We start from the raw sequence: 22,948 nt of genomic DNA, 5'->3' as shown, positions 1-22,948 counted from the left end.
GTCGAGCACTTTTCAATCAACGGGGGAGAGCCCGATGAATTTGTATCATTGCTCAATCGACCTTTTGAATGACGCCCGGGCACTGGCGTTTGCAAATGCGGTCGAAAACTGGATGACCTATCTTAAGGAACGCGGCACGGTGCGCGACTGGCGGTTGATGCGGCGAAAACTGCACCTCGCCAATGACAGTTGTCGTGATTTCCTGCTGGATATTGAATTCGACAATATGACCCAATTGGACAGCGCGTTTCATGTCCTTGGGGAAAAAGATGAAGAGGTCGAGCGTTTGTACGCGGCTGTGTCATCGCTCATCGCGTCGGTGGACGTTGGGCTGTATCGGCCATTCCCGGATCCCGAACGCGCAGAACGTATGGCGCTGGTGTAACATAAAAAGCCGGACGTAACGCCCGGCTTTTGCTACCTTATTTTCCCTGCGTCACAGATCGTAAAGGGCCGAAAATTTGGTTTTCAAATAGGCCATGAGCGGCGCATAAGTTGGCTCGGCACCACATGCATGGCGGATGGTATCCAACGGTGTGCGCAAGCCACCATGCTGTTGCAGGTTCTGTTTCAGCCATCCGGTCGCGGTGCTCGTGTCGCCTTTGGCCAGATCCGTATCCAGCTGTGGAACAGCTTTGCGTAGCGCCCCATAAAGGCACCCCGCGTAGACATTGCCCAAAGAATAGGTCGGGAAATAGCCGAACAAGCCCACCGACCAATGCACATCCTGCAAACACCCGTTGGACGGCTTATCGACCGCATAGCCAAAGTCAGAGGCAAAGCGGCTGTTCCAGGCGTCTTCCAGATCGGCAACTTCCAACGCGCCACTCATCAGGTCGCGTTCAAGATCAAACCGCAGCATGACGTGCAGATTGTACTGCAGCTCATCCGCCTCGGTTCGGATATAGCCATTCTGGACCGCATTGACGGCGGCATAAAACGCATCTGGATCCGCGATGCCAAAGTCGCCAAACCGGGCCTGCATCTGTTCGAACAGCCATCCGGTAAAGGCACGGCTGCGCCCCAGTTGGTTCTCATAAATGCGGCTTTGGCTTTCGTGGACGCCCATCGATACGCCGGATCCAAGCGCCGTCAGTAGATAGTCGCGTGAGATATTCTGCTCGTAACAGGCGTGGCCAACCTCATGAATTGTCGAATAAAAACAGTTGAACGGATCCGTTTCGCTGGTGCGTGTGGTGATCCGAACATCCATTCCGCTGCCAGAGGAAAACGGATGCACGGCTTTGTCCAGACGCCCGTGTCCCATGTCATAACCAAACGCCTCGGCGAGAGTATGAGCCAAATGCATTTGTTCGGCGGCATCAAACGTACCTTTCACACCGGCGGGCGCGGGTTTTTCCAGAACCGCTGCCCGCAGTGCTACCAATTCCGGGCGCATGGCATCAAAAATCGCGCCGATTTCAGCCGCCGTTGTGCCGGGTTCATAGTCCTGGATCATCGCGTCGTAGACATCACCGCCGTCCGCCAGCGCTTGACCTTCCTCGCGCTTAAGAGCCACGACCTCTTCCAGCACCGGCACAAAGGCAGGCACGTCTTCGTTGGCGCGCGCCTCGGCCCATTTGCCCTGCGCCTCAGACGTGACACGGGCCAGTGTTTTGGCGAGGTCGGCGGGGACTTTGACCGCGCGATCAAAGCTGCGACGGATTTCACGCACATGCGCCGCCGTGACGTCATCGGTGACTTCAGCCGCCTCCAGCCAATCAGCCACACGCGGGTCGCTACGACGGGCGTGCAAAACAGCTTCCATCGCGGCCATTTCTTCACCACGTTGCGCAGCCGCACCGCGGGGCATCATGGTTTCCTGATCCCAACCCAATCGCCCAGCAACCTGCCCCAATGCTTGGGTTTCGCGTTGGAACGCCATTAGTTCATCAAATGCGGCCATCTCTTTGAATTCCTTACTCAATGATCTTTGATCGAAATGCTCACGGGGTATGCTGACAAGAAACGCGCCCGTAAAATCAACACCCAGACAACAACTGCAACCAATTGATGCGCAATGGCTGTCTGCCACGGAGCCGCCTGTATAACCGTGATGATGCCCAGAAGCATCTGAATTGTCACGCCTGCCATCACTGCATTAAAGGCAAATCGCGTATGCGCATGGGCGCTTGCACGTCCTTTGAGCCAGACAACAACAGTGAAGACAAACAAGAGATAGCCGCTGACACGGTGGATGAATTGCACAAGGCCGGGGTTTTCGTAGAAATTGCGCAAGATCGGCTCTAGCGCAAAGGCCTGCGGTGGGAAAATCTGACCACCCATCAACGGCCAACCGGTATAGGACCGGCCCGCATCAATACCGGCGACCAAGGCCCCCAACAGAATTTGCAGCAGCGTAAAATGCATCAAACCGGTGGACAGGCTAAAGGGTTTGGCCTCTTTTGCGCGACGTGCCTGCATCAAATCCTGCTCACTTCGGCCAAGCGCCAGCATGTACCACGCCAACAGACCAAGGATCGCAAAAGCCAGCCCCAGATGCACCGCAAGACGGTAGGAGGCAACCGTGGTCACGCCCTCGCCCTGGGTCACGCCGGAATGCACCATCCACCAGCCAACAGCGCCTTGTAGGCCACCCAAGACACCGGGGATCATCAAACGCCCGGTCCAACCGGTTGGAATTTTACGCGCCACAAGGAAGCCAAAGAAGCCCAAAGCCCAAACCAGACCAATCACGCGCCCCAACTGGCGGTGGCCCCATTCCCACCAATATATCTCTTTAAAATCAGAGAGTTCCATCCATTTGTTATGAATGGCCCATTGGTCGATCTGCTTGTATTTTTCGAATTCCGCCTGCCAGTCCGCCTCGCTCAGCGGTGGGATCGCACCGGTTATCGGACGCCACTCGGTGATCGACAAGCCGCTGTCGGTCAACCGGGTCAGGCCGCCGACGGCGATCATGGCGACCACTAGGACAAACAACACGCCCAGCCAAATCCGGATCCACTTACGCGCACCGTCCTGGCCCCGATCCAAAAGCCCCGGCGTTGGTGCCGCTTGTTCGGATTTTGCGCCGCCGACATCTTCGAAAATACTGCGTTTGCTCATACTTGCCTCGTTCTCTTACCGCCTCGGCCTACCTTGGCTGATATAGTATGCGTGCCGTGGATCAGTCGCGATGTTCGCGCCAACGGACCATCTGTCGCATGATACCGTGCAACATCTGCACATCCGCTCGTGTCAGGCGCATGCGGCTCCACAGGTTGCGGAACACAACCTTCATGCCCGGTGCTTTTTCTGGTGGATAGAAATAGCCAGCCTCGGTCAGTCGATCTTCGTAGTGTTTGACCAGCGCTTCGACCTCTTGCCCGGTTGCCCAGTCAGATTTGCCGATATCAAGAACCTCATGCTCGATCTCTTCGACCTGGCGACGCCATTCGTAGGCGGTCAGCAACACACATTGCCCAAGGTTCAATGAGGCGAACTCTGGATTGACCGGCACGGAAATGATGGCGTTGGCCTTGGCGATGTCCTCGTTTTCCAGACCCGCTCGTTCCGGGCCAAACAACACGGCGATCTTTTCACCTGCTTTGATCTTTTCCGCCGCCAGTTTCATCGCAGCTTCGGGGCTGAACACCGGTTTGGTCAGCTCACGCGGCCGGGCGGTGGTGGCAAAGACATAGGTGCAGTCTTTCAAAGCGCCAGCCAGATCCTCATTCAACTGCGCCTCATCCAACAGCCGTCCTGCGCCAGACGCCATGGCCACCGCTTTGGGATTGGGCCAGCCATCGCGGGGCGCCACAATCCGCATCCGGTCCAAACCAAAGTTCCACATCGCACGCGCCGCCGCGCCGATATTTTCCCCCATTTGGGGACGTACAAGCACAAAGGACGGCTGAGGGGTTGGGCTAGGCATCACTTTCTCCGCAAAATCCGTCCTGCTGTAGTCGCCTGCGGCCTTGGGGGCAAGATCCAGATGGGGCCGCCCTGCCCTCAAACCTGGCTTTTCCTTGGGACAAATCCTTGCGTCCGCCAGCATTTCCGGTAAATACCTGTCAATCGACAAACAGGAGCACGCGGAATGGAAACCCAGGCCCAAGCCCCCGAGCAGCCACAGATCTATTTGACGACACCGCCCACGTTTGAGCTGGCGCGGTTCACCGAGCAGCTCGCCCGCGTGCTGGATGCTGAGGAAATTGCCTGTGTGCGCCTGGATCTGGCCAGCCGCGACGAGGATACGCTGAGCCGCGCAAGCGATGCTCTACGTGAAGTCACCATTTCGCGCGATGTGGCGCTGGTGATCTCGGACCATATTGTTCTGGCCGAACGTCTGGGGTTGGACGGTGTGCATTTGACCGATGCAATGAAATCCGTGCGCAATGCGCGCAAAACCCTTGGTGCGGATGCAATTGTTGGCAGCTTCTGCGGTGCCTCGCGCCATGACGGGATGACTGCCGGCGAGGCTGGTGTGGACTATGTCGCATTTGGCCCGATCGGCGCCTCAGGCCTTGGTGATGGTGCGCAGGCCGAAGTTGAGCTGTTTGAATGGTGGTCGCAGATGATCGAAGTGCCGGTGGTTGCCGAAGGCGGGCTGGATGACGACGCCATTCGCAAAGTCGCGCCATTCACTGATTTCTTTGGCATCGGCGATGAAATTTGGCGCACCGAGGACCCGCTGGCGACCCTGCAACGGTTTCAGTCATTGATGACCTGAAGCCAGCATCCGGTGCGCGGACCTAACCGAACAGGCGATACAACTCCCAACCAAGAACGGTCAGGCTGGCAGGCATAATCACCCGCCCCCGGTATTTTAGGCTATGCCCGAACCAAATGGCCAGCGTTAGATAACCGACCAAAACAGCGCCAGAAATCGCGACGAGTATTCCCAGCCCATAGCCGGCAGTGGCAGGCAAGACTTGCATCGCTGCAATATTTGCACCGCCCATTGTGGCTGCGAACCCAAAACTGTGCAAACCCGCAAAGAGAAACAACAGGGCCAGACGCCAGACGCGCAGGCCCCGCATCACGATATTGTCGAGCGCTAGCATCACAACAACCACCGGCAGCGCCCAGGCCACTAGCGCTGGCGTAGGGCTCCAAGTTACAAAAGACAGCGCGACAACGGCGCAGGCATTACCAAACCCCATGGCGGCGAGCTGCGCGATCATGGGACCAGGCCAGCCTCGTTTTAAAAAGATCAAAGCCGCCAGGAAGATAAACTCCACCCCGCGCGGCCACACCGTTTCAATACCGGTTACGAAATTCTGGACCGCAATGTCTTGGCTACTGCGCGCCGCCCCGCCCGCAAGCGGGATCGCGTCTGGAAACTGCCCTTGTGCAAAATACCCGCCAAAGGCCTCGGGAACGCCGTGCTGCCGCAACACAACCGCGCCGAATGCCAGTGGCCAGCGAAACGTGACCACCTCAGCCTCGGGTGGGATGGTCAGGGACAGGGTGAAGGCAAGTTCAACTGTGGCGTCTGCCTCGGTCTTGCGTAGGTCTTGCACCGTTAATTCTGCAAACCCAATTCCGAATGAGACCATGCCGTCCGTCATGCGCGCAATATGAGCGGGTTCATCAAAAAGCTGTTCCGAAACCCAGTCCGCGCCCGGCGGCGCTTCTAGCGTGACATCCACCAATAGGGATGGCCCGTCGCGTCTGAAATCAACGATTGTAGGCCCTGTGCTTTGGGCAAACGCTTGTGATTGCCACAGCAGCAACAAAAGCGCCAAGCAATTGCACGTCAGTTGAAACAGATACCCAAAACGCCGCAGTGTGTTCTCCTCAACCCGCACCGATCACACGTGACCCTGATCTACAGTAGACACCAGTTGCGCTGCATTTCCAGTGGTTTGCGATTGGAAACTGGCTGTTTTATCCTCGCGGCCGTCAACCTATCGCAAAGCCCGTCCATCCCGTCGGTTGCTAAATTCAGGAAGCCGCTTGCGACCGGGTCAAAAGGTTGCAATAGGAAGTCATGCCAAAGGGAACTTCGCCCATGTCTGCCCAAGTCATCTGTATCGGTTCTGTCCTATGGGATATCGTCGGCCGCACGCCGCGCAGCATGGCCTTGTCCAATGATGTGCCGGGTCGCATTCAGCGCCTGCCCGGTGGTGTCGCACTCAACATCGCGCAAGCGCTTGCAAAGTTTGACATAACGCCTGCCGCTTTGACCGCAATTGGACAGGATACCGAAGGCGACGACCTGATGTCCGCCAGCGCCGCGCTTGGTCTGGACATGCAATATGTGCATCGTCCCAACGGCCTGCCAACAGATTGCTACATGGCCATCGAAGGGGCCAACGGTTTGGTCGCTGCCATTGCCGATGCCCATTCGCTGGAAACCGTGGGCAATGCGATTTTGACGCCGCTTTCCGATGGGCGGCTTGGCAGTCCAGATGCGCCCTACTCCGGTTTGATCGCGTTGGACGGCAATCTGACCCTTGCACTGCTGCAAGACATTGCCGAAAATCCGCTGTTTGCCGCCGCAGATTTGCGCATCGCGCCCGCCTCTCCCGGTAAGGCCGAACGGCTGCGGCCCTTTCTGACCCATGGGCGCGGCACGCTTTATGTCAATCTGGAGGAGGCCGGTATTCTGGTAGATCGCCTCTTTGACAGCAGCCAAGATGCCGCACAGGCGTTGATCGCAGCAGGGGCCGCGCGGGTTATGGTCACGCATGGTGGCCGGGATGCGAGCTTTGCAACGCCCGACGGAGTGCTGTCACAAACCCCGCCCCCAGTTACCGTCAAGCGGATCACCGGTGCGGGCGATACCTTTATGGCGGCCCATATCGCCGCCGAACTCCGCGGTGAAACACCCGCAGATGCCCTCAATTCGGCGCTCGCCGCCGCTGCTTCCTATGTGTCCGGAGAGCTTTTGCAGTCATGAACATCACCTATTCTTCCGAAGTCTCCGCCGCAAAGGCAGAGGCCCGTCCGATTGTCGCACTGGAAAGCACGATCATCACCCACGGCATGCCCTACCCGCGCAACGTGGAAACCGCAGCGCTGGTCGAACAGGACATCCGCGATGCGGGCGCGACACCAGCAACCATCGCAGTGATCGAAGGCACATTGCACGTCGGCCTCGAGGCGGATCAGCTGAAAGCGCTCGGCCAAGCGCAAAACGTTGCCAAAGTCTCGCGCGCGGATATGGCCGCGTGCATTGCGACGGGCGGAACCGGAGCGACCACGGTTGCCGCGACCATGATAGCCGCGCACCTCGCCGGGATCGCGGTTTTTGCAACCGGCGGCATCGGCGGCGTTCACAAAGGGGCCGAGAGCACATTTGATATCTCGGCCGACCTGCCCGAATTGGCACAGACCCCGGTCAATGTCATTGCAGCCGGCGCCAAAGCCATCCTTGATCTGCCCAAGACGCTGGAATTTCTGGAAACCAATGGCGTTCCGGTGATCGCCTTTGGGCAAGACAGCTTGCCTGCGTTCTGGTCGGCTCAGTCAGATCTCAAGGCGCCCTTGCGGATGGATGATACAGCCAGTATCGCCCGCGCTTTTGTCACGCGCCAGGCTATGGGTCTGCCGGGCGGTCAGCTGATTGCAAATCCCATCCCCGAAACTGCACAAATCAAAAGCGATGTTTTGTCGCCAATCATTGCACAAGCGCAAAGCGAAGCGGATACCCAAGGTGTCATTGGCAAAGCCGTCACCCCGTTCTTGTTGCAGCGAATTTTTGAACTGACCGAAGGCCGCTCTTTGGAAGCCAATATCGCGCTGGTCAGAAATAACGCGAAATTGGCCGCACAAATTGCTCAAGAACTGACCGCGTTGCAGGGTTGACGGGTTTTTGCGTCATTCACCCCATTGTCGTATCGCCGCTCCGACCCTAAGTTGCAGTCAACTAACGGAATTGATGACCAATGACTACGCCTTTTGACGAAGAGCCACATCGTGGCCCTGGCCTGTTCTCTAGACTTCGGTCCTCGTTCCTGACCGGGATCGTGGTCATCGCACCAGTTGGACTGACGGTTTGGCTACTTTGGTCGGCAATGGGTTGGATCGACGGCGTGGTCCTGCCGCTGGTGCCTGACACATTCCAGCCGGAAAAATACATCGGCATCAACCTGCGCGGCGTCGGATTAATCATCTTCCTTCTGTTTACCATTGTCGTTGGTTGGATCGCCAAAGGGATTTTAGGACGCTCCCTGATCGGCTTTGCCGAAGGATTGGTCGACCGGATGCCGGTAGTGCGCTCGATTTATTCCGGGATCAAACAGATTTCGGAAACAGTATTTGCACAGTCCGAGCGGACGTTTGAACGCGCCTGCCTGATTCAATATCCGCGCAAAGGCATTTGGGCGATCGGTTTCATCTCGACCCCGGCCAAGGGTGAAGTGGCCGAAAAAGCCGCAACCAGCGGCAATCTTTTGAGCGTCTTTGTCCCAACAACCCCGAACCCGACATCCGGTTTCCTGTTATACTTCCCCGAAGAAGACGTGACCGAATTGGATATGAGCGTCGAAGACGCAGCCAAATTGGTCATTTCCGCGGGTCTTGTTTATCCGAGCTCCAAGGAAGACGAGAACATCAAAAACGGCTCTTAAATACCCGTTCTAAAAACAAAAAAGGGCGCCAATATCGGCGCCCTTTGTCGTTTTCAATGTAAACCCCGCTTATAGTGCGGTCCAACCACCATCAACGCTGATCGTCGTTCCGGTGATCTGCGCGGCGGCGTCTGAGGCCAGAAACACCGTTGTTCCACCTAGCTGTTCCACGGTGGCAAATTCACGGGAGGGTTGGCGTTCCAACATGACCTTCTTGATCACCTCTTCCCGGCCCATGTTGTATTTCGCCATCGTATCCGGGATCTGCGCCTCGACCAGCGGCGTGAGTACATAGCCCGGGCAAATGGCATTACAGGTGATCGGCTCTTCTGCGGTCTCCAGCGCCACCGTCTTGGTCATGCCCACGACCCCATGTTTGGCGGCGACATAGGCGGACTTGAACGGAGAGGCCGTCAAACCATGGGCTGAAGCGATGTTGATCACCCGCCCCCAACCCGCTGCGCGCATGACTGGCAAAGCAGCAGCTGTCGTGTGAAACACAGAGCTCATATTGATCGCAATGATCGCGTCCCACTTTTCAACCGGGAAGTCGTCAATCGGTGCCACGTGCTGAATACCGGCATTGTTCACCAAAATATCGCAGGCTCCGGACTTCTCGATCAGGGCTCGACACTGGGCGCCATCCGACATATCTGCCTGGATATAGCGCACGGTGACGCCGAATTCCTGTGACATTGTTTCCGCCAACGCATGGTCGTCGGCAGTGTCCGAAAATGAGTTCAGGACCACATCTGCACCGGCGCGCGCAATCTCTCGTGCGACGCCAAGTCCGATACCTGAATTCGAACCTGTAACAACGGCTGTTTTGCCTTTTAATACCATGGCCTCTTCCCTCCGATTTGGATATCTCGCTCTGATGCGCAGTCTGACATGCTGCACCTGCAAAAGGAAACGGTTTTGGTATCTATCGCCCGCCGTAAACGAGCACTGGAATGGCCCGTCATTTGCCCGGCAATCGGGCAGAAAAAAACGCCCGCGCAAGGCGGGCGTTGAGTTATTGAGGCAGGTTTCATACAGGCAAGAAACCTATCGAGCAGTGATCCCTTTATAAGCAATTTCCGGCCTTGGTCCAAGCTAAAAGTTTGATTTGATGTGCCCAAGCCGATAGCGTCGCCACCTAAGAAAATAAGGCTTCATCGGGATTGTTGCGAAATTGGCACCGAAATATTTCTCTCGCCGCTTCGGCGCATTGGCCGGAATCATGGCCCTTTTCACCGCTGCCTCTGCGCAAGCAGAATCAGCCCATGCCATAGCTATGTATGGCGACCCCGCCCTACCACCGGATTTTGTGTCATTACCTTATGCCAACTCGGACGCGCCAAAGGGCGGTCGCATCACCTTTGGAGCGACCGGCGGCTTTGACACATTGAACCCATTTGCGCGCAAAGGCAGCACGCCCTGGCACTACAGATATTGGGCCTCTGAGAGCTTGATGGGGCGTAGTCTGGATGAACCCTTCACGTTGTACGGCCTTTTGGCCGAATCGATTGAGGTTCCAGACGACCGGTCCTGGGTTGAATTCACCCTAAACCCGGCTGCAAAATTCTCGGATGGAAGCCCGGTTACGGTCGAGGACGTGATCTGGTCCTATGAAACCTTGGGCACCGAAGGGCACGCCAGATACCGTGGATTCTGGCAACAAGTTTCCAAAATAGAAACAACCGGCCCGGGCAAGGTGCGGCTGAGCTTTGCATCAGACAACCGTGAATTGGCGCTGATTGCAGGCCTGCGCCCCATTTTGAAAAAGGCGCAATGGGAGGGAAAAGACCTTGCCAATTCCGGCCTGAGCGAAGCACCCATTTCATCCTCGGCCTATGTACTGAGCGATTACGAGCCCAATCGCTACTTCACCATGAAGCGCAATCCGGACTACTGGGGTAAGGATCTGCCGTTTCGCAACGGCACCCAAAACGCAGATGAGTTGCGGGTTGAGCTGTTCGGTGACGGCACGGTTATGTTTGAAGCCTTCAAAGCAGGCGAGCTGAGCACCTATCGCGAATACAACGCAAACCTCTGGAAAAACGCCTACAACTTCCCCCGTGCCCAAAATGGCGACGTGGTGAAATCAGAAATCCCACATCAAAAGCCAACCGGAATTACGGGTCTTGCGCTGAATACACGCAACACGCCGCTAAATGATTGGCAGGTGCGCGAAGCGTTGATGCTGGCGTTTAACTTTGAATACATAAATGAGACGATCACTGGCGGGCAGCAAAAACGAATAGCCTCTTACTTCTCTGGCTCTTCTCTTGGCCTCATCCCCGGTGCTGCAACCGGGAAAACGGAAGCGTTATTAGCTCCTTACAAGTCGGAGCTGATCCCAGGAACGCTGGAAGGCTATCAACCACCGGCCTCGGATGGCAGCTTGCGCAACCGCAAGAACCTGCGCAAAGCGGTCAAAATGCTGCAGGAGGCTGGCTGCGTTGTGACCGACGGTGCGCTGCACTGTAACTCCGACACGCCGGTCACCTTACGTGTTCTGATCCGACAAGCGGACCAGCAGACCAAATCGATCATCGACATCTATGGGCAGGCGTTGAAACGTCTGGGCATCTCCCTGTCGATCGACATCGTTGACAACGCCCAGTTTGTGGAACGCGAAACGGCCTATGACTTCGACATTATTCCCATACGCCGCGCCCTGTCGCTGAGCCCCGGCAACGAACAATACCTCTATTGGGGCAGCGCCGGGGTCGACCAATCCGGCAGCCGAAATCTGCCAGGCATCAACAGCCCGGCCATCGATGCGATGATTGGCACCATGTTGGCAGCACATTCGACCGAAGACTTCCAAGCCGCCAGTCGCGCGTTGGATCGGCTGCTGACTGCGGGGCGGTACGTGATCCCAATCTGGCAATACGACAGCGCCTACATCGCCCACGTCAAAGAGCTGAAGTACCCGGATTACATTCCAATCTATGGGGACAAGGAAACCTATTTCCTCCCAGATGTTTGGTGGGTGGACGCTGAATAGCACCGACACCGACACCATAACAAACCGCGCTTTTGGGAAATAGCGCGGTTTTTTCTTGCTTTATCAGTTAGCTTCTTTATTTCTAGAAATATGGAAACAAGTGTAATCGATAAGCTTTCAGCCCTCGCTCACGAAAACCGGCTATCGGTGTTTCGCCTCATGGTCAGGCGCTACCCAGACGCTGTCCCTGCTGGTGAAATTGCCGGGGTTTTGGGATTCAAAGCCAATACCACCTCCACCTATCTGTCCATCCTGCGGAGCGCCGGGCTGATTGATCAGCGTCGCATTGGCACTTCACTGTGCTATCAGGCCAAGCTCGACGGGTTGAAAGGCATGTTTGACACGTTGATTTCCGACTGTTGTCAGAACCGGCCTGACATTTGCAACGTGACCCAATCCGCGCCGCTGCCGATGCCAACAGCCGAGCGGCCGCTAAACGTCCTGTTCATTTGCACCGGAAATTCCGCGCGTTCCATTTTGGCCGAAGCCCTGCTGAACGGTGAAGGCGACGGGCGGTTTCGCGCGTATTCAGCTGGGATCGCCCCCAAGGGATACGCCCATGAGGAAGCACTCTCAACCCTCGTGGCGCGCGGGTATGATGTGTCAAAACTATCTCCCAAAGGGTTGGCCCCCTTTCTGCGCGCCGATGCGCCGCAAATGGATTTGGTCATCACTGTCTGCAACCAAGCCGCAAACGAAGAGCCACCGCAGCTGCCCGGGCAGCCGTTGCACGCCCATTGGGGCGTCGCCAACCCAGATGCGGATCCCAGCAGCGCCAAAACCGCCATGCGCGCTACTTTCGAGGTTTTGAAACAGCGGATCCAGGCGCTGACCTGGCTGCCATTTGAACGTCTGGACCGACAATCCTTGCAACATCGCATTGATGAGCTTGGTCACCTAACACCGCCCCAATCATCGCCTTTACGAGGAACCGTAGGCTAATGAATATTATGAGTTTTCACATCGCGTCGCCCATGACTTTCATATCAGTCGAACCCTTGCGCGACGGAGCCAGATCATGACCGCTCAAAAACTGCTCGCAGAAGGGCTCGGGACGGCATTTCTTCTGATCAGCGTTATCGGCTCTGGCATTATGGCCGAGACGTTGGCGCAGGGAAATGTTGCGCTGGCCCTGTTGGCCAATGCGATTGCAACCGGCTGCATGCTTTATGCAATTATCACCACGCTTGGCCCAATCTCTGGCGCTCACTTCAATCCAGCGGTCACGCTGGCCTTTGCTTTGCGCGGTGACCACGCATGGAAAGACGTGCCGGCCTATGTGATTGTTCAGATTGTCGGCGGCATCCTAGGCGTTTGGGCCTGCCACTGGATGTTTGACCAATCTATCCCGCAGACCTCAACCACGATGCACCGCACTGGCGTGTCACAGTGGTTCTCGGAAATCGTTGCAACCTTTGGTCTGTTGTTCGTGATTTTTGGCGGTCTGCGCAGCAAGCCGGAGGCGATCCCAACCCTCGTCGCGCTCTATATCACAGGCGCATACTGGTACACGTCATCGACCAGCTTTGCGAACCCGGCGGTCACAATTGCGCGCGGCTTCTCAGACACTTTTGCTGGAATTTACCCCGGCCATATCGCGATGTTCATTGTTGTGCAGCTTGTTGCCGTTGGCTTCGCACATGTAATCCTGCGCATCCTCTTCGCCGAAGAGTAACAGTAAATCAGTGCCTTACGCCAAAGACGTCACCCAAAGGATGGTGGCGTCCTCATCACTGACCGACACCACGTTATGCCCCATCGTCGCATCGTAATAGGCACTGTCGCCACGACGCATTTCGATGGGTTCATAGAATTCGGTGTAAAGCTTGATTACGCCGGTCAGCACATACAGGAACTCTTCGCCGTCGTGGCGCACCCAGCCGTCAAATTCGTCCATATTCCGCGCCCGTACCCGCGCCCGATACGGTAGCATTTGCTTGCGGGACAACCCATCCGCCAACAGCTCATGTTCATAGGTCGCGGTCGCATGGGCCGCGCCCTGACCCATCTTGGTCACGGTAAACCGGCCATTGACCTGTTCGCGTTTCGGCTGGGTAAACAGCTGCGGAATGGAAATTTCCAATCCTTCGGCCAGCTTTTTCAACGCCTCATAGGTCGGAGACATCTGGCCGTTTTCGATCTTTGACAGTGTGGATCGCGCCAATCCGGCCTGGTTTGCCGCATGCTCCAACGTCCAATCCCGCGCCTTGCGCAATTCACGCACCCGCGCACCCAGATCCAGCGGCTCTGGCTCGGATGTATTACCGCTTTCACGCGCGATCGAGATGAGGGATTTGGGGTCTTTATCTGTCATGGATCATCTATAAGCCGCGTGGATGGGGCTTGCAATGTGTCCTGGCACGGGTTGAACTTATTCTTCAGGGCCTTCGCATTGGATTTACGATCACCTGATCTTGAACCTGAAGCCCTTTCTCAGTTTGCCAAGGCAAGTTTGGCAGATTACAAACAGCCCAAGATATACGCGCGCACCTATGCGCAGTTCCGAAATCCAAATGGCAGGTTGCAATGACGTGCCTATTGGGTGAGCTTTGAAGGATAAACCACTATGGAAACTGTAAAACTGGACATTCTGTCGGATCCGATTTGCCCATGGTGTTACATCGGCAAAGCCAACCTGGACAAAGCCCTGGCGGAACTTGGAGACCACCCGTTTGTGATTGAATGGCATCCGTTTCAGCTGAACCCAGAAATGCCGGTGGATGGCGTAGACCGGCGCGCCTATCTTGAGGGGAAATTTGGCGGCAAAGACGGAGCCGTTCGCGCCTATGCACCCGTCGTGGAACACGCCGAAAATGCTGGTCTGATTATCAACCTGGATAAGATCGCGCGCACTCCAAACACGGTGAACGCACATCGCCTGATCCATTGGGCAGGTGTTGAGCAGAAACAGACGCAAGTGGTCGATGCCTTGTTTCAAGCCTATTTTGTGGATGGCAAAGACATTGGGTCCGAGGACGTATTGGTCGACGTTGCGACGTCGGCAGGTCTAGAAGCAGACGTTATTCGAAATCTTTTGAATTCTGACAATGACTTGGACGACATTCGTCAACGTGATGGACACTCGCGCAAAATGGGTGTCAGTTCCGTTCCGACCTTTATCATTGCCAACCAACATGCCGTTCCCGGCGCACAGCCGCCTGAGCTGTGGAAGCAGGTGATTGCGGATATTCAGAGCCAATTGGCAGACGCGCCTGAGGAATAGCCGCGTTGGCGCATCGGCAAATGCCCGCCTGACGCTCAATTTTGGTCAGGAAACTGACAGCCGGCTCTGGCCAAACTGCTTAACATGTTCTACATTTTCGGCGCGCGAGGCAAAATGCCTCTCGCCAAAGCTTGATGAGCGATATTCCAGTGCCCCAGAACACCACCCGCCGCCTCGGTAAAACCGAATTGACGGCGATGATTGCGTTTATGTTTGCGATCATCGCGCTCTCCATCGATGCCATGCTGCCCGCACTGCCGAACATCGCTGCTGAGTTGTCGCCGGATGATGCCAACAAAGCGCAATTGGTTCTGACGGTTTTCTTGTTTGGCATGGGAATCGGGCTGTTTTTTGCAGGCCCAATCTCGGACGCGATTGGGCGGCGGCCGGTGATCATCGCGGGCGCACTGCTCTATGCCGGAGCCTCGTTTATGGCCGTGATGAGCAGCACACTCGAAGTGCTTCTTTTCTCACGATTTATCATGGGGATTTGCGCTGCTGGCCCGCGTATCGTCAGCCTGGCAGCCGTACGTGACTTGTACAAAGGTCGCGAGATGGCGCAGCTGATGTCCTATGCGATCATGATCTTTACACTGGTGCCGGCCGTCGCCCCCGCCCTGGGTGCCGCCATTTTAACGGTGTCCGGGTGGCGTACAATTTTCGCGGTCTTCATCGTATTCGCGTTAGTCGTTGCGATCTGGGTGAGCCTGCGCTTGCCCGAAACCCATGCCGCAGAACACCGTCGCCCGTTGCGGATCTCATCCCTGCTCGCGGCGACAAAAGAGCTGTTCACTCATCCGGTTGCGCGCACATCCATCTTGATCCAAGCCTTGGCCATGGGGATGTTGTTCTCCATGCTCACCTCGATCCAGCAGATCTATGGTGAGATTTTCGATCGCGCCGCGACTTTCCCCTATTGGTTCGCCCTGGTCGCGCTTGTGTCCGGGCTGGGCAGTATTTTGAACGCCAAGCTGGTGCCGCGTTTTGGGATGCGCGCAATTGTGGTCTTTGGTCTTTGGGGTCAATGCGCGTTCAGCTTTGTTATGCTGGCACTCAGTCTATCGCTCCCTTCGGATCAGATCCCCTTTGCATTCTTCGTGATTTGGCAATGTTCCATCTTCTTGATGATCGCCGCAGCCATGGGCAACCTCAATGCGATGGCGATGGAACCCGTTGGGCATATTGCGGGCCTCGCCGCATCGGTTATTGCTGCAATTTCAACGGTTTTGGGTGTGCTCTTCGCCACGCCGGTCGGCCAGATGTTTGACGGAACCCTGCGGCCTATGGCGACCGGGGTGTTCATGATGGCCTGCATCGCCGCCTTGATTATGCGCTCGTTGACACAACGCGAGACTCAGGCGACGGCGGCGGAGTAAAACCGCCGCTTACGCCTTGGCTTTCTTCTTCTCAGCCACAACTTTTTCGGCCAGGTCCCGCGCAATTGCAAAGGCGCCTTTGATCTTATCCGCATCAGAGCGCCAATCACGACGGACAACGATCTTGTTGTCCTTGACCTTGGCCAGACCATTTTGCCCTTGGATAAATTCAACCAATCCCTGCGGAGAGGCGAATTTGTCGTTGTGGAACTGGATGGTCGCGCCTTTGGGACCACCATCAAGCTTAGCAATGCCCGCCCGCTTGCACATCGCCTTGATGCGAACAACGAGCATCAACGTATTGACCTCTTTCGGTAATTTTCCGAACCGGTCGATCAGTTCGGCGGCAAAACCTTCCAACTCTACCTTTTTCGAAAGCGAGGACAAACGCCGGTACAGACCCAAACGTACATCCAGATCTGGCACATAATCCTGTGGGATAAGAACCGGCACGCCGAGGTTAATCTGCGGTGCCCATTGGTCGTCCTGCTCAGTCAGACCTTCAGCTTCACCCGATTTGATCTTGGCAATCGCTTCTTCCAGCATCGACTGATAAAGCTCGTAGCCCACGTCGCGCATCTGGCCGGACTGTTCTTCACCTAACAGATTGCCAGCACCCCGAATATCAAGGTCTTGCGAGGCCAAGGTAAAGCCCGCCCCAAGCGTATCGAGCGAGCCCAGAACACGCAGTCGTTTCTCGGCCGTTTCGGTCAGACGCTGACGGGGCTTGGTTGTCATATAGGCATAGGCGCGGGTTTTGGAACGACCCACGCGGCCACGAATTTGATACAGCTGCGCCAGACCAAACATATCGGCGCGGTGCACGATCATTGTGTTGGCGGTTGGAATATCGAGGCCCGATTCCACAATAGTTGTCGCCAATAAGACGTTGAATTTGCCGTCATAAAACGCATTCATCCGCTCGTCCAACTCACCGGCGGCGAGCTGTCCATGCGCGACGACATAGTTCAATTCCGGCAGTTGTTCCTTCAAGAAGGCCTCAATTTCCGGCAAGTCCGAGATCCGCGGCACCACGTAAAAACTTTGCCCGCCACGGTAATGTTCTCGCAGCAAGGCTTCGCGAATGGTGACCGCGTCAAATTCACTGACATACGTGCGGATCGCCAGACGGTCGACGGGTGGCGTGCCAATGATCGACAGGTCCCGCACCCCGGTAAGGCTCAATTGCAGCGTCCGCGGGATCGGGGTCGCGGTCAGGGTGAGCACGTGAATATCACTGCGCAGCTGTTTTAACCGTTCCTTGTGGGCCACGCCGAAATGCTGTTCTTCGTCGATAATCAACAGGCCCAAGTTCTCGAAACGAATGCTTTTGGCCAACAACGCGTGGGTGCCAACAACAATATCAATGATGCCGCGGCTTAAACCTTCGCGTGTTCTACTCGCTTCTTTTGCAGAAACAAAGCGCGACAACTGTCTGACTTCCAACGGAAATCCACGGAAACGTTCGGCAAAACTGGCGGCGTGTTGACGGGCCAACAAGGTGGTGGGTGCCACTACAGCCACCTGCAGGCCAGACATAGCTGCGACAAAGGCTGCGCGCATCGCAACCTCGGTCTTGCCAAACCCAACGTCACCGCAAACCAGACGGTCCATCGGCGCACCAGATTGCAAATCCTCCATGACATCGGAAATTGCCCGCAGCTGGTCGTCGGTTTCCTGATAAGGGAACCGGGCTGAGAACTCCTCCCACGCATGCGGTGGTGGATCCATTTTCGGCGCCTTGCGCAAGGCACGTTCGGCCGCGATCCGGATCAGACGATCCGCCATCTCACGAATGCGCTCTTTCAGCTTGGCCTTTTTGGCCTGCCACGCGCCGCCGCCCAGACGGTCCAGAAGACCTTCGTCGTGACCGTATCGGCTCAACAATTCGATGTTTTCTACCGGCAGATAAAGTTTTGAGGATTCTGCATATTCCAACAGCAGACATTCATGGGCGGCTCCGGCGGCGGTCACCACTTCCAGCCCCATGTAGCGGCCGATCCCATGATCCACATGCACCACCAGATTGCCCGGTGTCAGCGACTGTGTCTCAGTCAGGAAGTTTTCGGCCTTGCGCCGTTTCTTGGGCGCGCGGATCAGGCGATCGCCCAGAACATCCTGTTCTGAGATCACCGTCATTTCGGGCGTCTCGAACCCATGCTCCAACGCCCACACCGCCAGATGCAGGCCCGACTTTCCGATCCGCGTGCCGTCGGTTACAGGGATCGCTTCGGCAAGTCCTTCGTCTTCGATCAGGCCGGTTAAACGTTCCCGCGCCCCTTCTGAGTAGGAGGCGATCAAGACCGGCCCTTCTGCAAGACGTGATTTAATATGATCCGCTAAAGCCCCAAAAAGGCTTATGCTTTCCTGTTGCCGCTCGGGCGCAAAGTTTCGACCAATACGCGCGCCAGCGTCCACCACACCGGGGCCTGTGGCCTGTGCCAGCGGGTGGAATTGGATCACGCGATGCGCGGCCACTGTGTGTTCCCAGGCGGCGTCATCCAAATACAACAAGCTAGGCGGCGTGGGTTTATAGACGGAATCCAAGCGTCCCTTTTGGGCCATCGCGATCTTGCGGGTCTCATATTGGTCCGCAATCGTATCCCACCGCGCCAAGCGCACTGGGGTGACTTGGTCATCCAACGTCACCGTCGCGCCCGGCACATAGTCAAACAGGGTTTCCAGCTCTTCATGGAAGAAGGGTAGCCAATGCTCCATACCCTGATGTTTGCGCCCGGCACTCACCGCCTCGTACAGCGGATCATCACTGCCAGCGGCGCCAAATTCGATCCGGTAGTTCTGGCGGAACCGGGTTATCGCCGCCTCATCCAAGATGACTTCGGAGACGGGCGCCAATTCCACCGTATTCAGTTTTTCGGTGGTCCGCTGTGACACAGGGTCAAACCGGCGGGCGCTTTCCAACACATCGCCAAACAGATCCAGCCGTACTGGGCCGCTTTCGCCCGGCGGGAAAATGTCGATAATGCCGCCGCGGATGGCGTAATCACCGGGTTCCATCACCGTTGGGCTTTGGGAGAACCCCATACGAACCAGAAACTTACGCAATGCATCTTCGTCAATGCGACGATCCACATTGGCGTAGAACACCGATTCTTTGAGCACGGAACGCGCAGGCAAGCGTTGGGTGGCCGCGTTCAATGAGGTCAGTAGCACATATTCTTTGGGCGGTTGATGCAGCAACACCGCAAGCGTCGCCATACGCGCGGCAGAGACATCCGGATTGGGCGAGACACGGTCATAGGGCAAACAGTCCCAGCCAGGGAAGACAAACACCGGGATGTGCGGCGCAAAAAACGCCAATGCGGCGCGCGTCGCCTCCATCCGCTTGTCATCGCGGGCGACATGCACCACCGGTTTGCCGGAGGTCTCCAGTTCCTTCAAAATCTGGCGCGCATCAAACCCTTCGGGAACGCCGCCCATTTTGACCTGTTTTACGGCCATCGCTGAAGTCCCTGTCTTAAATGACGCCAATTTGGATATTTTGGTACATGCCCCATAAAGAGGTCACAAAAATCGACACAACTCCGATCAGCTGGGTGGCAAATCTACAGGTGCTAAGCTGACGCATCAGATCCTCACCGACCAACCCTTGCGCCTGAATTTTCCACGCCGCACGCAGGCTGACCAGTGAGACACCGCTCATCGGGAAGGCAATCAGGAAGACGGCTTGCGCGATTTCCATTCCAAACCAAAACCCCAGCACCGCCAATGTACTCAGCAAGAAACACGCAAACCCTACGACCCAAAGCCCGGCAACATCCATGACATGCAATTTGCGCGTCACATTGATCCGCACTAGCGTTTCCAGATCCTGATAGGCTTGACCACCGCGTTTTCGGGCCCGGTTCACCAAATCAAAAGGCACGCCCAGGATCCAATGACTGGCCGTCGACCAGGCAATGGCCAGAACAATCCAGTACCAGAGGTTGGAAAATGACCGCATATCAATCATTTCCGCCAGCAAGTGAAAGAGGTCCACACTCAGGTCCTTTTTGTTCGTCAATTCTGTCGCTTACGCGCCCGTCCCTATATCCACTGTCCGGCGGCGGGACACAAGCCTGACTACTGTGTCGCAAGCCACGCATCTTGTTTTCGACGGCTTTCCATGCAAACCAAAGGAAAAGCCAAAGCGAGAGCCAGTAGATGAAACCGACCGTCGCCCCTTTTCCTGCCGCGCGCCTGCGCCGTACACGCACCACCCACGCGCTGCGCAATCTGGTTCGCGAAAACACGTTGACGGTGGACGATCTGATTTGGCCGGTCTTTGTGCGTGATGGCACCGATGTGATGGAACCCGTCGCCTCTATGCCCGGTGTGATGCGCCAGTCGCTGGACAATGTGGTGAAATCCGCAAAAGAAGCGCAGGATCTGGGCATCCCCGCGATTTGCCTGTTTCCCTATACCGACCCCGCGCTCAAAACCGAGGATTGCGCCGAGGCCTGGAACCCCGACAATCTGACCAACCAGGCGATCCGCGCGATCAAGGACGCAGCCCCTGATATCGCCGTCATGACCGACGTGGCGCTCGACCCCTACAACATCAATGGTCACGATGGATTTGTGGTTGAAGGTGAGATCGTAAATGACCGCTCTGTCGAAGCTTTGGTCAAAATGACATTGGCCCAGGCGCGTTCTGGCGCGGACATCATTGGACCGTCCGACATGATGGACGGCCGCATTGGCGCAATGCGCCGCGCCTTGGAGGAGAAAGGCTTCTCCAATGTCTCTATCCTGTCTTATTCCGCCAAATACGCCTCGGGCTATTACGGCCCATTTCGGGATGCGGTTGGGGCATCGGGTGCTTTGAAGGGCGACAAGAAAACCTACCAGATGGATCCCGGCAACTCGGACGAAGCTCTGCGCCTTGTGGAACGCGATCTGCAAGAGGGGGCCGACATGGTGATGGTCAAGCCTGGCATTGCATATTTGGATGTATGTCACCGTGTCAAAACCACCTTTGGCGCGCCGACGTTTGCCTATCAAGTGTCCGGTGAATACGCGATGATCATGGCGGCGGCGCAAAACGGCTGGATCGATAAAGAGCAGGTGATGATGGAGAGCCTTTTGGCCTTTAAACGCGCGGGTTGCGACGGGATCCTCACCTATTTCGCCCCTCGGGTTGCCAAGCTTCTGAACAGATAATCCAACACTTGTGAATGGGCGAATTGTCGCTGTTTTCTTGCGCTTGCAGATGACAATCGGCAAAGTTGAGCCTATAAATTCGAGTTAAGAACGACAAAAAGTCGAGCTTGAAAACAGGACAGGCAAAATGAGCAGTAAACGAAACACAAATATCACGCGCCGTGGCTTTGCCTTGGGCGCGGTGGCGGGTCTTGGTGTGACCGCTGCCTGTGGCAATGGTGTTGGCACCAGCAATGCCGCCAAAATCGATGCACGCGTAGACGCAACGCTGGACCAGATGTACAGCCTTTACCCCAACACCCGCGATCTGGCGAGCAAAGCCACCGGTCTGTTGGTGATGCCCTTGGTGACCGAGGCGGGCTTTATCTTTGGTGGTGCCTATGGCCAGGGCGCGTTGCGGATCAACGATGTCACCGTCGACTATTACTCGACACTCAAAGGCAACGCTGGTCTGCAAATCGGCGCGCAGCAATATGCGCATGTTTTGTTCTTTATGACGCAAGACGCGCTGTCGAACTTCCGCCGGTCCTCTGGCTGGGCCGCAGGTGCGGATCTGGAATATGTCATCCAGAACGAAGGCAATGCTTTGGCAGCCGACACCAATACGCTGACCTCGCCCATTCTGGCGGCGATTTTTGGTCAGACCGGCCTGCGCATCGGTGCAACGCTGGAAGGCACGAAGTACACTCGCATCATCCCCTAAGTCGCTGGGAAAGAATGAAATTAAAAAATCCCCACTCGTTTTCGAGCGGGGCTTTTTTATTATCCGAGTTTGCGCAGACGCTTAAACAGGCTCGACGTATCCCAACGACCGCCGCCCATTTTCTGCACATCTTTGTAGTATTGATCGACCAGCGCGGTCACCGGCAGGCTTGCGCCGTTTTCATCAGCGGCATCCAGACAGATCCCCAGATCCTTGCGCATCCAATCCACCGCGAAACCATGTTCAAACTCGTCCTTAAGCATGGTTTGAAAACGGTTTGCCATTTGCCAGCTGCCGGCGGCCCCTTGGGAAATCACTTCAACAACTGCCTCCCCGTCGAGGCCCGATTTCTCAGCAAAGTGCAGCGCCTCAGAGAGGCCTTGAACCGCGCCTGCGATGGCGATCTGGTTGCACATTTTGGTCATCTGACCCGCGCCACACTCCCCAATCCGCCGACAAATACGCGCGTAAGCCGCCATAATGGGTTCGGCGCGATCAAATGCATCGCTGTCACCGCCACACATAACGGACAGCGCACCATTTTCAGCGCCGGCTTGCCCGCCGGACACTGGCGCGTCGATCAGGGAAATGCCCGCATCCTTGGCGACATCATACAGCTCGCGCGTCACTTTTGCCGAAACGGTTGTATGATCCACAAAGACCGTGCCCGAGGACATGCCTGCAAAAGCGCCGTTTTCGCCGACACAAACCGCACGCAAATCATCGTCATTTCCGACGCAGCTCATCACAAAATCCGCGCCTTCCACGGCGCTGCGCGGCGATCTGCCCAATGTACCACCATACTCAGCAACCCAGGCCTCCGCTTTTGCGGTTGTGCGGTTATAAACCTTCACGGAATGCCCCGCTTTTTGCAGATGGCCAGCCATGGGATAGCCCATCACCCCCAAGCCCAAGAACGCAACTTTCGCCATTTGCTTTCCCCTCTGAAAAACTTGCCTTATGGTC

At 56.4% G+C, this 22,948-nt stretch carries 21 protein-coding genes; 12 read left to right on the top strand and 9 right to left on the bottom strand.

Translation table 11 applies throughout. The features are described 5' to 3' along the window. The first annotated feature begins 34 nt into the window (after positions 1 to 34). Entirely contained in the window at positions 35 to 385 is a 351-nt protein-coding gene (locus tag KMP13_RS11015; protein WP_215265911.1) for a DUF6614 family protein, read from the top strand. Positions 386 to 436: 51 nt separating this feature from the next. On the opposite strand, the gene KMP13_RS11010 is transcribed toward KMP13_RS11015, so the two are convergent. The 3 genes from KMP13_RS11010 to KMP13_RS11000 all read right to left on the bottom strand — a co-directional run bounded on the left by KMP13_RS11010 (position 437) and on the right by KMP13_RS11000 (position 3,877). Further along, positions 437 to 1,906, bottom strand: coding sequence for a carboxypeptidase M32 (locus KMP13_RS11010; RefSeq protein WP_215265910.1), 1,470 nt, complete (start codon positions 1,904 to 1,906; stop codon positions 437 to 439). 17 nt (positions 1,907 to 1,923) lie between these two features. Beyond that, positions 1,924 to 3,069, bottom strand: a complete 1,146-nt coding sequence (ctaA, locus tag KMP13_RS11005) for a heme A synthase (RefSeq protein ID WP_215265909.1) — start codon at positions 3,067 to 3,069, stop codon at positions 1,924 to 1,926. A gap of 61 nt (positions 3,070 to 3,130) precedes the next feature. Next, on the bottom strand, positions 3,131 to 3,877 hold the full coding sequence (locus tag KMP13_RS11000) for an RNA methyltransferase (protein WP_215265908.1): 747 nt from the start codon (positions 3,875 to 3,877) through the stop codon (positions 3,131 to 3,133). A 165-nt stretch (positions 3,878 to 4,042) separates the two neighbouring features. Here KMP13_RS11000 and KMP13_RS10995 point away from each other — a divergent pair, with 165 nt between their 5' ends. Then, entirely contained in the window at positions 4,043 to 4,675 is a 633-nt protein-coding gene (locus tag KMP13_RS10995; RefSeq protein WP_215265907.1) for a thiamine phosphate synthase, read from the top strand. 22 nt (positions 4,676 to 4,697) lie between these two features. Here the strand turns inward: KMP13_RS10995 and KMP13_RS10990 are convergent, their stop codons facing one another. Beyond that, positions 4,698 to 5,681: a HupE/UreJ family protein gene (locus KMP13_RS10990; protein WP_215265906.1), complete on the bottom strand. Its 984-nt coding sequence runs from the start codon at positions 5,679 to 5,681 to the stop codon at positions 4,698 to 4,700. Positions 5,682 to 5,959: 278 nt separating this feature from the next. Between KMP13_RS10990 and KMP13_RS10985 the strand changes: the two genes are divergently transcribed. From KMP13_RS10985 to KMP13_RS10975, 3 genes are all read left to right on the top strand, one after another. Then, the gene (locus KMP13_RS10985; protein ID WP_353055703.1) at positions 5,960 to 6,850 is read left to right on the top strand and encodes a PfkB family carbohydrate kinase; all 891 of its coding nucleotides are present in this window, start codon (positions 5,960 to 5,962) and stop codon (positions 6,848 to 6,850) included. Further along, positions 6,847 to 7,758, top strand: a complete 912-nt coding sequence (locus KMP13_RS10980; RefSeq protein ID WP_215265904.1) for a pseudouridine-5'-phosphate glycosidase — start codon at positions 6,847 to 6,849, stop codon at positions 7,756 to 7,758. Before KMP13_RS10985 ends, KMP13_RS10980 begins: the two co-directional genes overlap by 4 nt. 80 nt (positions 7,759 to 7,838) lie before the next feature. Then, positions 7,839 to 8,522: a DUF502 domain-containing protein gene (locus KMP13_RS10975; RefSeq protein ID WP_215265903.1), complete on the top strand. Its 684-nt coding sequence runs from the start codon at positions 7,839 to 7,841 to the stop codon at positions 8,520 to 8,522. A 69-nt stretch (positions 8,523 to 8,591) separates the two neighbouring features. Here KMP13_RS10975 and KMP13_RS10970 read toward each other — a convergent pair whose 3' ends face one another. Continuing rightward, positions 8,592 to 9,365, bottom strand: coding sequence for a 3-hydroxybutyrate dehydrogenase (locus tag KMP13_RS10970; protein ID WP_215265902.1), 774 nt, complete (start codon positions 9,363 to 9,365; stop codon positions 8,592 to 8,594). A gap of 379 nt (positions 9,366 to 9,744) precedes the next feature. Between KMP13_RS10970 and KMP13_RS10965 the strand changes: the two genes are divergently transcribed. The 3 genes from KMP13_RS10965 to KMP13_RS10955 all read left to right on the top strand — a co-directional run bounded on the left by KMP13_RS10965 (position 9,745) and on the right by KMP13_RS10955 (position 13,192). Further along, positions 9,745 to 11,517 (top strand): extracellular solute-binding protein, encoded by a 1,773-nt coding sequence (locus KMP13_RS10965; protein WP_251363804.1) that lies wholly within the window; start codon positions 9,745 to 9,747, stop codon positions 11,515 to 11,517. Between the two features lie 159 nt (positions 11,518 to 11,676). Continuing rightward, positions 11,677 to 12,459: an ArsR family transcriptional regulator gene (locus tag KMP13_RS10960; protein WP_251363803.1), complete on the top strand. Its 783-nt coding sequence runs from the start codon at positions 11,677 to 11,679 to the stop codon at positions 12,457 to 12,459. Between the two features lie 76 nt (positions 12,460 to 12,535). After that, positions 12,536 to 13,192 carry an aquaporin gene (locus KMP13_RS10955; RefSeq protein WP_215265900.1) on the top strand — a complete coding sequence of 219 codons (657 nt, stop codon included), beginning with the start codon at positions 12,536 to 12,538 and terminating at the stop codon, positions 13,190 to 13,192. Between the two features lie 15 nt (positions 13,193 to 13,207). Here the strand turns inward: KMP13_RS10955 and KMP13_RS10950 are convergent, their stop codons facing one another. Further along, positions 13,208 to 13,831, bottom strand: a complete 624-nt coding sequence (locus KMP13_RS10950) for a helix-turn-helix domain-containing protein (protein WP_215265899.1) — start codon at positions 13,829 to 13,831, stop codon at positions 13,208 to 13,210. Between the two features lie 252 nt (positions 13,832 to 14,083). On the opposite strand from KMP13_RS10950, the gene KMP13_RS10945 reads away from it, so the two are divergent. Together KMP13_RS10945 and KMP13_RS10940 are read left to right on the top strand one after the other, a co-directional pair. Further along, positions 14,084 to 14,740: a DsbA family oxidoreductase gene (locus tag KMP13_RS10945; protein ID WP_215265898.1), complete on the top strand. Its 657-nt coding sequence runs from the start codon at positions 14,084 to 14,086 to the stop codon at positions 14,738 to 14,740. A 134-nt stretch (positions 14,741 to 14,874) separates the two neighbouring features. After that, complete coding sequence (locus KMP13_RS10940; RefSeq protein ID WP_215265897.1) at positions 14,875 to 16,116, top strand: multidrug effflux MFS transporter; 1,242 nt, start codon at positions 14,875 to 14,877, stop codon at positions 16,114 to 16,116. A gap of 9 nt (positions 16,117 to 16,125) precedes the next feature. Here KMP13_RS10940 and mfd read toward each other — a convergent pair whose 3' ends face one another. Both mfd and KMP13_RS10930 read right to left on the bottom strand, forming a co-directional pair. Beyond that, positions 16,126 to 19,578 (bottom strand): transcription-repair coupling factor, encoded by a 3,453-nt coding sequence (mfd, locus tag KMP13_RS10935; RefSeq protein ID WP_215265896.1) that lies wholly within the window; start codon positions 19,576 to 19,578, stop codon positions 16,126 to 16,128. Between the two features lie 16 nt (positions 19,579 to 19,594). Then, positions 19,595 to 20,116, bottom strand: coding sequence for a component of SufBCD complex (locus KMP13_RS10930; RefSeq protein ID WP_215265895.1), 522 nt, complete (start codon positions 20,114 to 20,116; stop codon positions 19,595 to 19,597). A gap of 164 nt (positions 20,117 to 20,280) precedes the next feature. Between KMP13_RS10930 and hemB the strand changes: the two genes are divergently transcribed. Beyond that, entirely contained in the window at positions 20,281 to 21,279 is a 999-nt protein-coding gene (hemB, locus tag KMP13_RS10925; protein WP_215265894.1) for a porphobilinogen synthase, read from the top strand. Positions 21,280 to 21,406: 127 nt separating this feature from the next. Further along, positions 21,407 to 21,982 carry a YSC84-related protein gene (locus KMP13_RS10920; RefSeq protein ID WP_215265893.1) on the top strand — a complete coding sequence of 192 codons (576 nt, stop codon included), beginning with the start codon at positions 21,407 to 21,409 and terminating at the stop codon, positions 21,980 to 21,982. Positions 21,983 to 22,041: 59 nt separating this feature from the next. Here KMP13_RS10920 and KMP13_RS10915 read toward each other — a convergent pair whose 3' ends face one another. Continuing rightward, positions 22,042 to 22,914, bottom strand: coding sequence for an NAD(P)-dependent oxidoreductase (locus KMP13_RS10915; RefSeq protein WP_215265892.1), 873 nt, complete (start codon positions 22,912 to 22,914; stop codon positions 22,042 to 22,044). Positions 22,915 to 22,948: the final 34 nt, after the last annotated feature.

The sequence above is a fragment of the Epibacterium ulvae genome, assembly GCF_018678075.1.
Lineage (GTDB): Bacteria > Pseudomonadota > Alphaproteobacteria > Rhodobacterales > Rhodobacteraceae > Epibacterium > Epibacterium ulvae_A.
The sequence above is the reverse complement of the archived record's forward strand: the minus strand, read 5'-3'. Positions and strand labels throughout refer to the sequence as shown.

Bases quoted from the DNA above. Each gene is read 5' to 3' on its own strand.
- KMP13_RS11015 (WP_215265911.1), top strand. From the start codon at position 35: ATGAATTTGTATCATTGCTCAATCGACCTTTTGAATGACGCCCGGGCA.
- KMP13_RS11010 (WP_215265910.1), bottom strand. From the start codon at position 1,906: ATGGCCGCATTTGATGAACTAATGGCGTTCCAACGCGAAACCCAAGCA.
- ctaA (WP_215265909.1), bottom strand. From the start codon at position 3,069: ATGAGCAAACGCAGTATTTTCGAAGATGTCGGCGGCGCAAAATCCGAA.
- KMP13_RS11000 (WP_215265908.1), bottom strand. From the start codon at position 3,877: ATGCCTAGCCCAACCCCTCAGCCGTCCTTTGTGCTTGTACGTCCCCAA.
- KMP13_RS10995 (WP_215265907.1), top strand. From the start codon at position 4,043: ATGGAAACCCAGGCCCAAGCCCCCGAGCAGCCACAGATCTATTTGACG.
- KMP13_RS10985 (WP_353055703.1), top strand. From the start codon at position 5,960: ATGTCTGCCCAAGTCATCTGTATCGGTTCTGTCCTATGGGATATCGTC.
- KMP13_RS10980 (WP_215265904.1), top strand. From the start codon at position 6,847: ATGAACATCACCTATTCTTCCGAAGTCTCCGCCGCAAAGGCAGAGGCC.
- KMP13_RS10975 (WP_215265903.1), top strand. From the start codon at position 7,839: ATGACTACGCCTTTTGACGAAGAGCCACATCGTGGCCCTGGCCTGTTC.
- KMP13_RS10970 (WP_215265902.1), bottom strand. From the start codon at position 9,365: ATGGTATTAAAAGGCAAAACAGCCGTTGTTACAGGTTCGAATTCAGGT.
- KMP13_RS10965 (WP_251363804.1), top strand. From the start codon at position 9,745: ATGGCCCTTTTCACCGCTGCCTCTGCGCAAGCAGAATCAGCCCATGCC.
- KMP13_RS10960 (WP_251363803.1), top strand. From the start codon at position 11,677: ATGGTCAGGCGCTACCCAGACGCTGTCCCTGCTGGTGAAATTGCCGGG.
- KMP13_RS10955 (WP_215265900.1), top strand. From the start codon at position 12,536: ATGACCGCTCAAAAACTGCTCGCAGAAGGGCTCGGGACGGCATTTCTT.
- KMP13_RS10950 (WP_215265899.1), bottom strand. From the start codon at position 13,831: ATGACAGATAAAGACCCCAAATCCCTCATCTCGATCGCGCGTGAAAGC.
- KMP13_RS10945 (WP_215265898.1), top strand. From the start codon at position 14,084: ATGGAAACTGTAAAACTGGACATTCTGTCGGATCCGATTTGCCCATGG.
- KMP13_RS10940 (WP_215265897.1), top strand. From the start codon at position 14,875: ATGAGCGATATTCCAGTGCCCCAGAACACCACCCGCCGCCTCGGTAAA.
- mfd (WP_215265896.1), bottom strand. From the start codon at position 19,578: ATGGCCGTAAAACAGGTCAAAATGGGCGGCGTTCCCGAAGGGTTTGAT.
- hemB (WP_215265894.1), top strand. From the start codon at position 20,281: ATGAAACCGACCGTCGCCCCTTTTCCTGCCGCGCGCCTGCGCCGTACA.
- KMP13_RS10920 (WP_215265893.1), top strand. From the start codon at position 21,407: ATGAGCAGTAAACGAAACACAAATATCACGCGCCGTGGCTTTGCCTTG.
- KMP13_RS10915 (WP_215265892.1), bottom strand. From the start codon at position 22,914: ATGGCGAAAGTTGCGTTCTTGGGCTTGGGGGTGATGGGCTATCCCATG.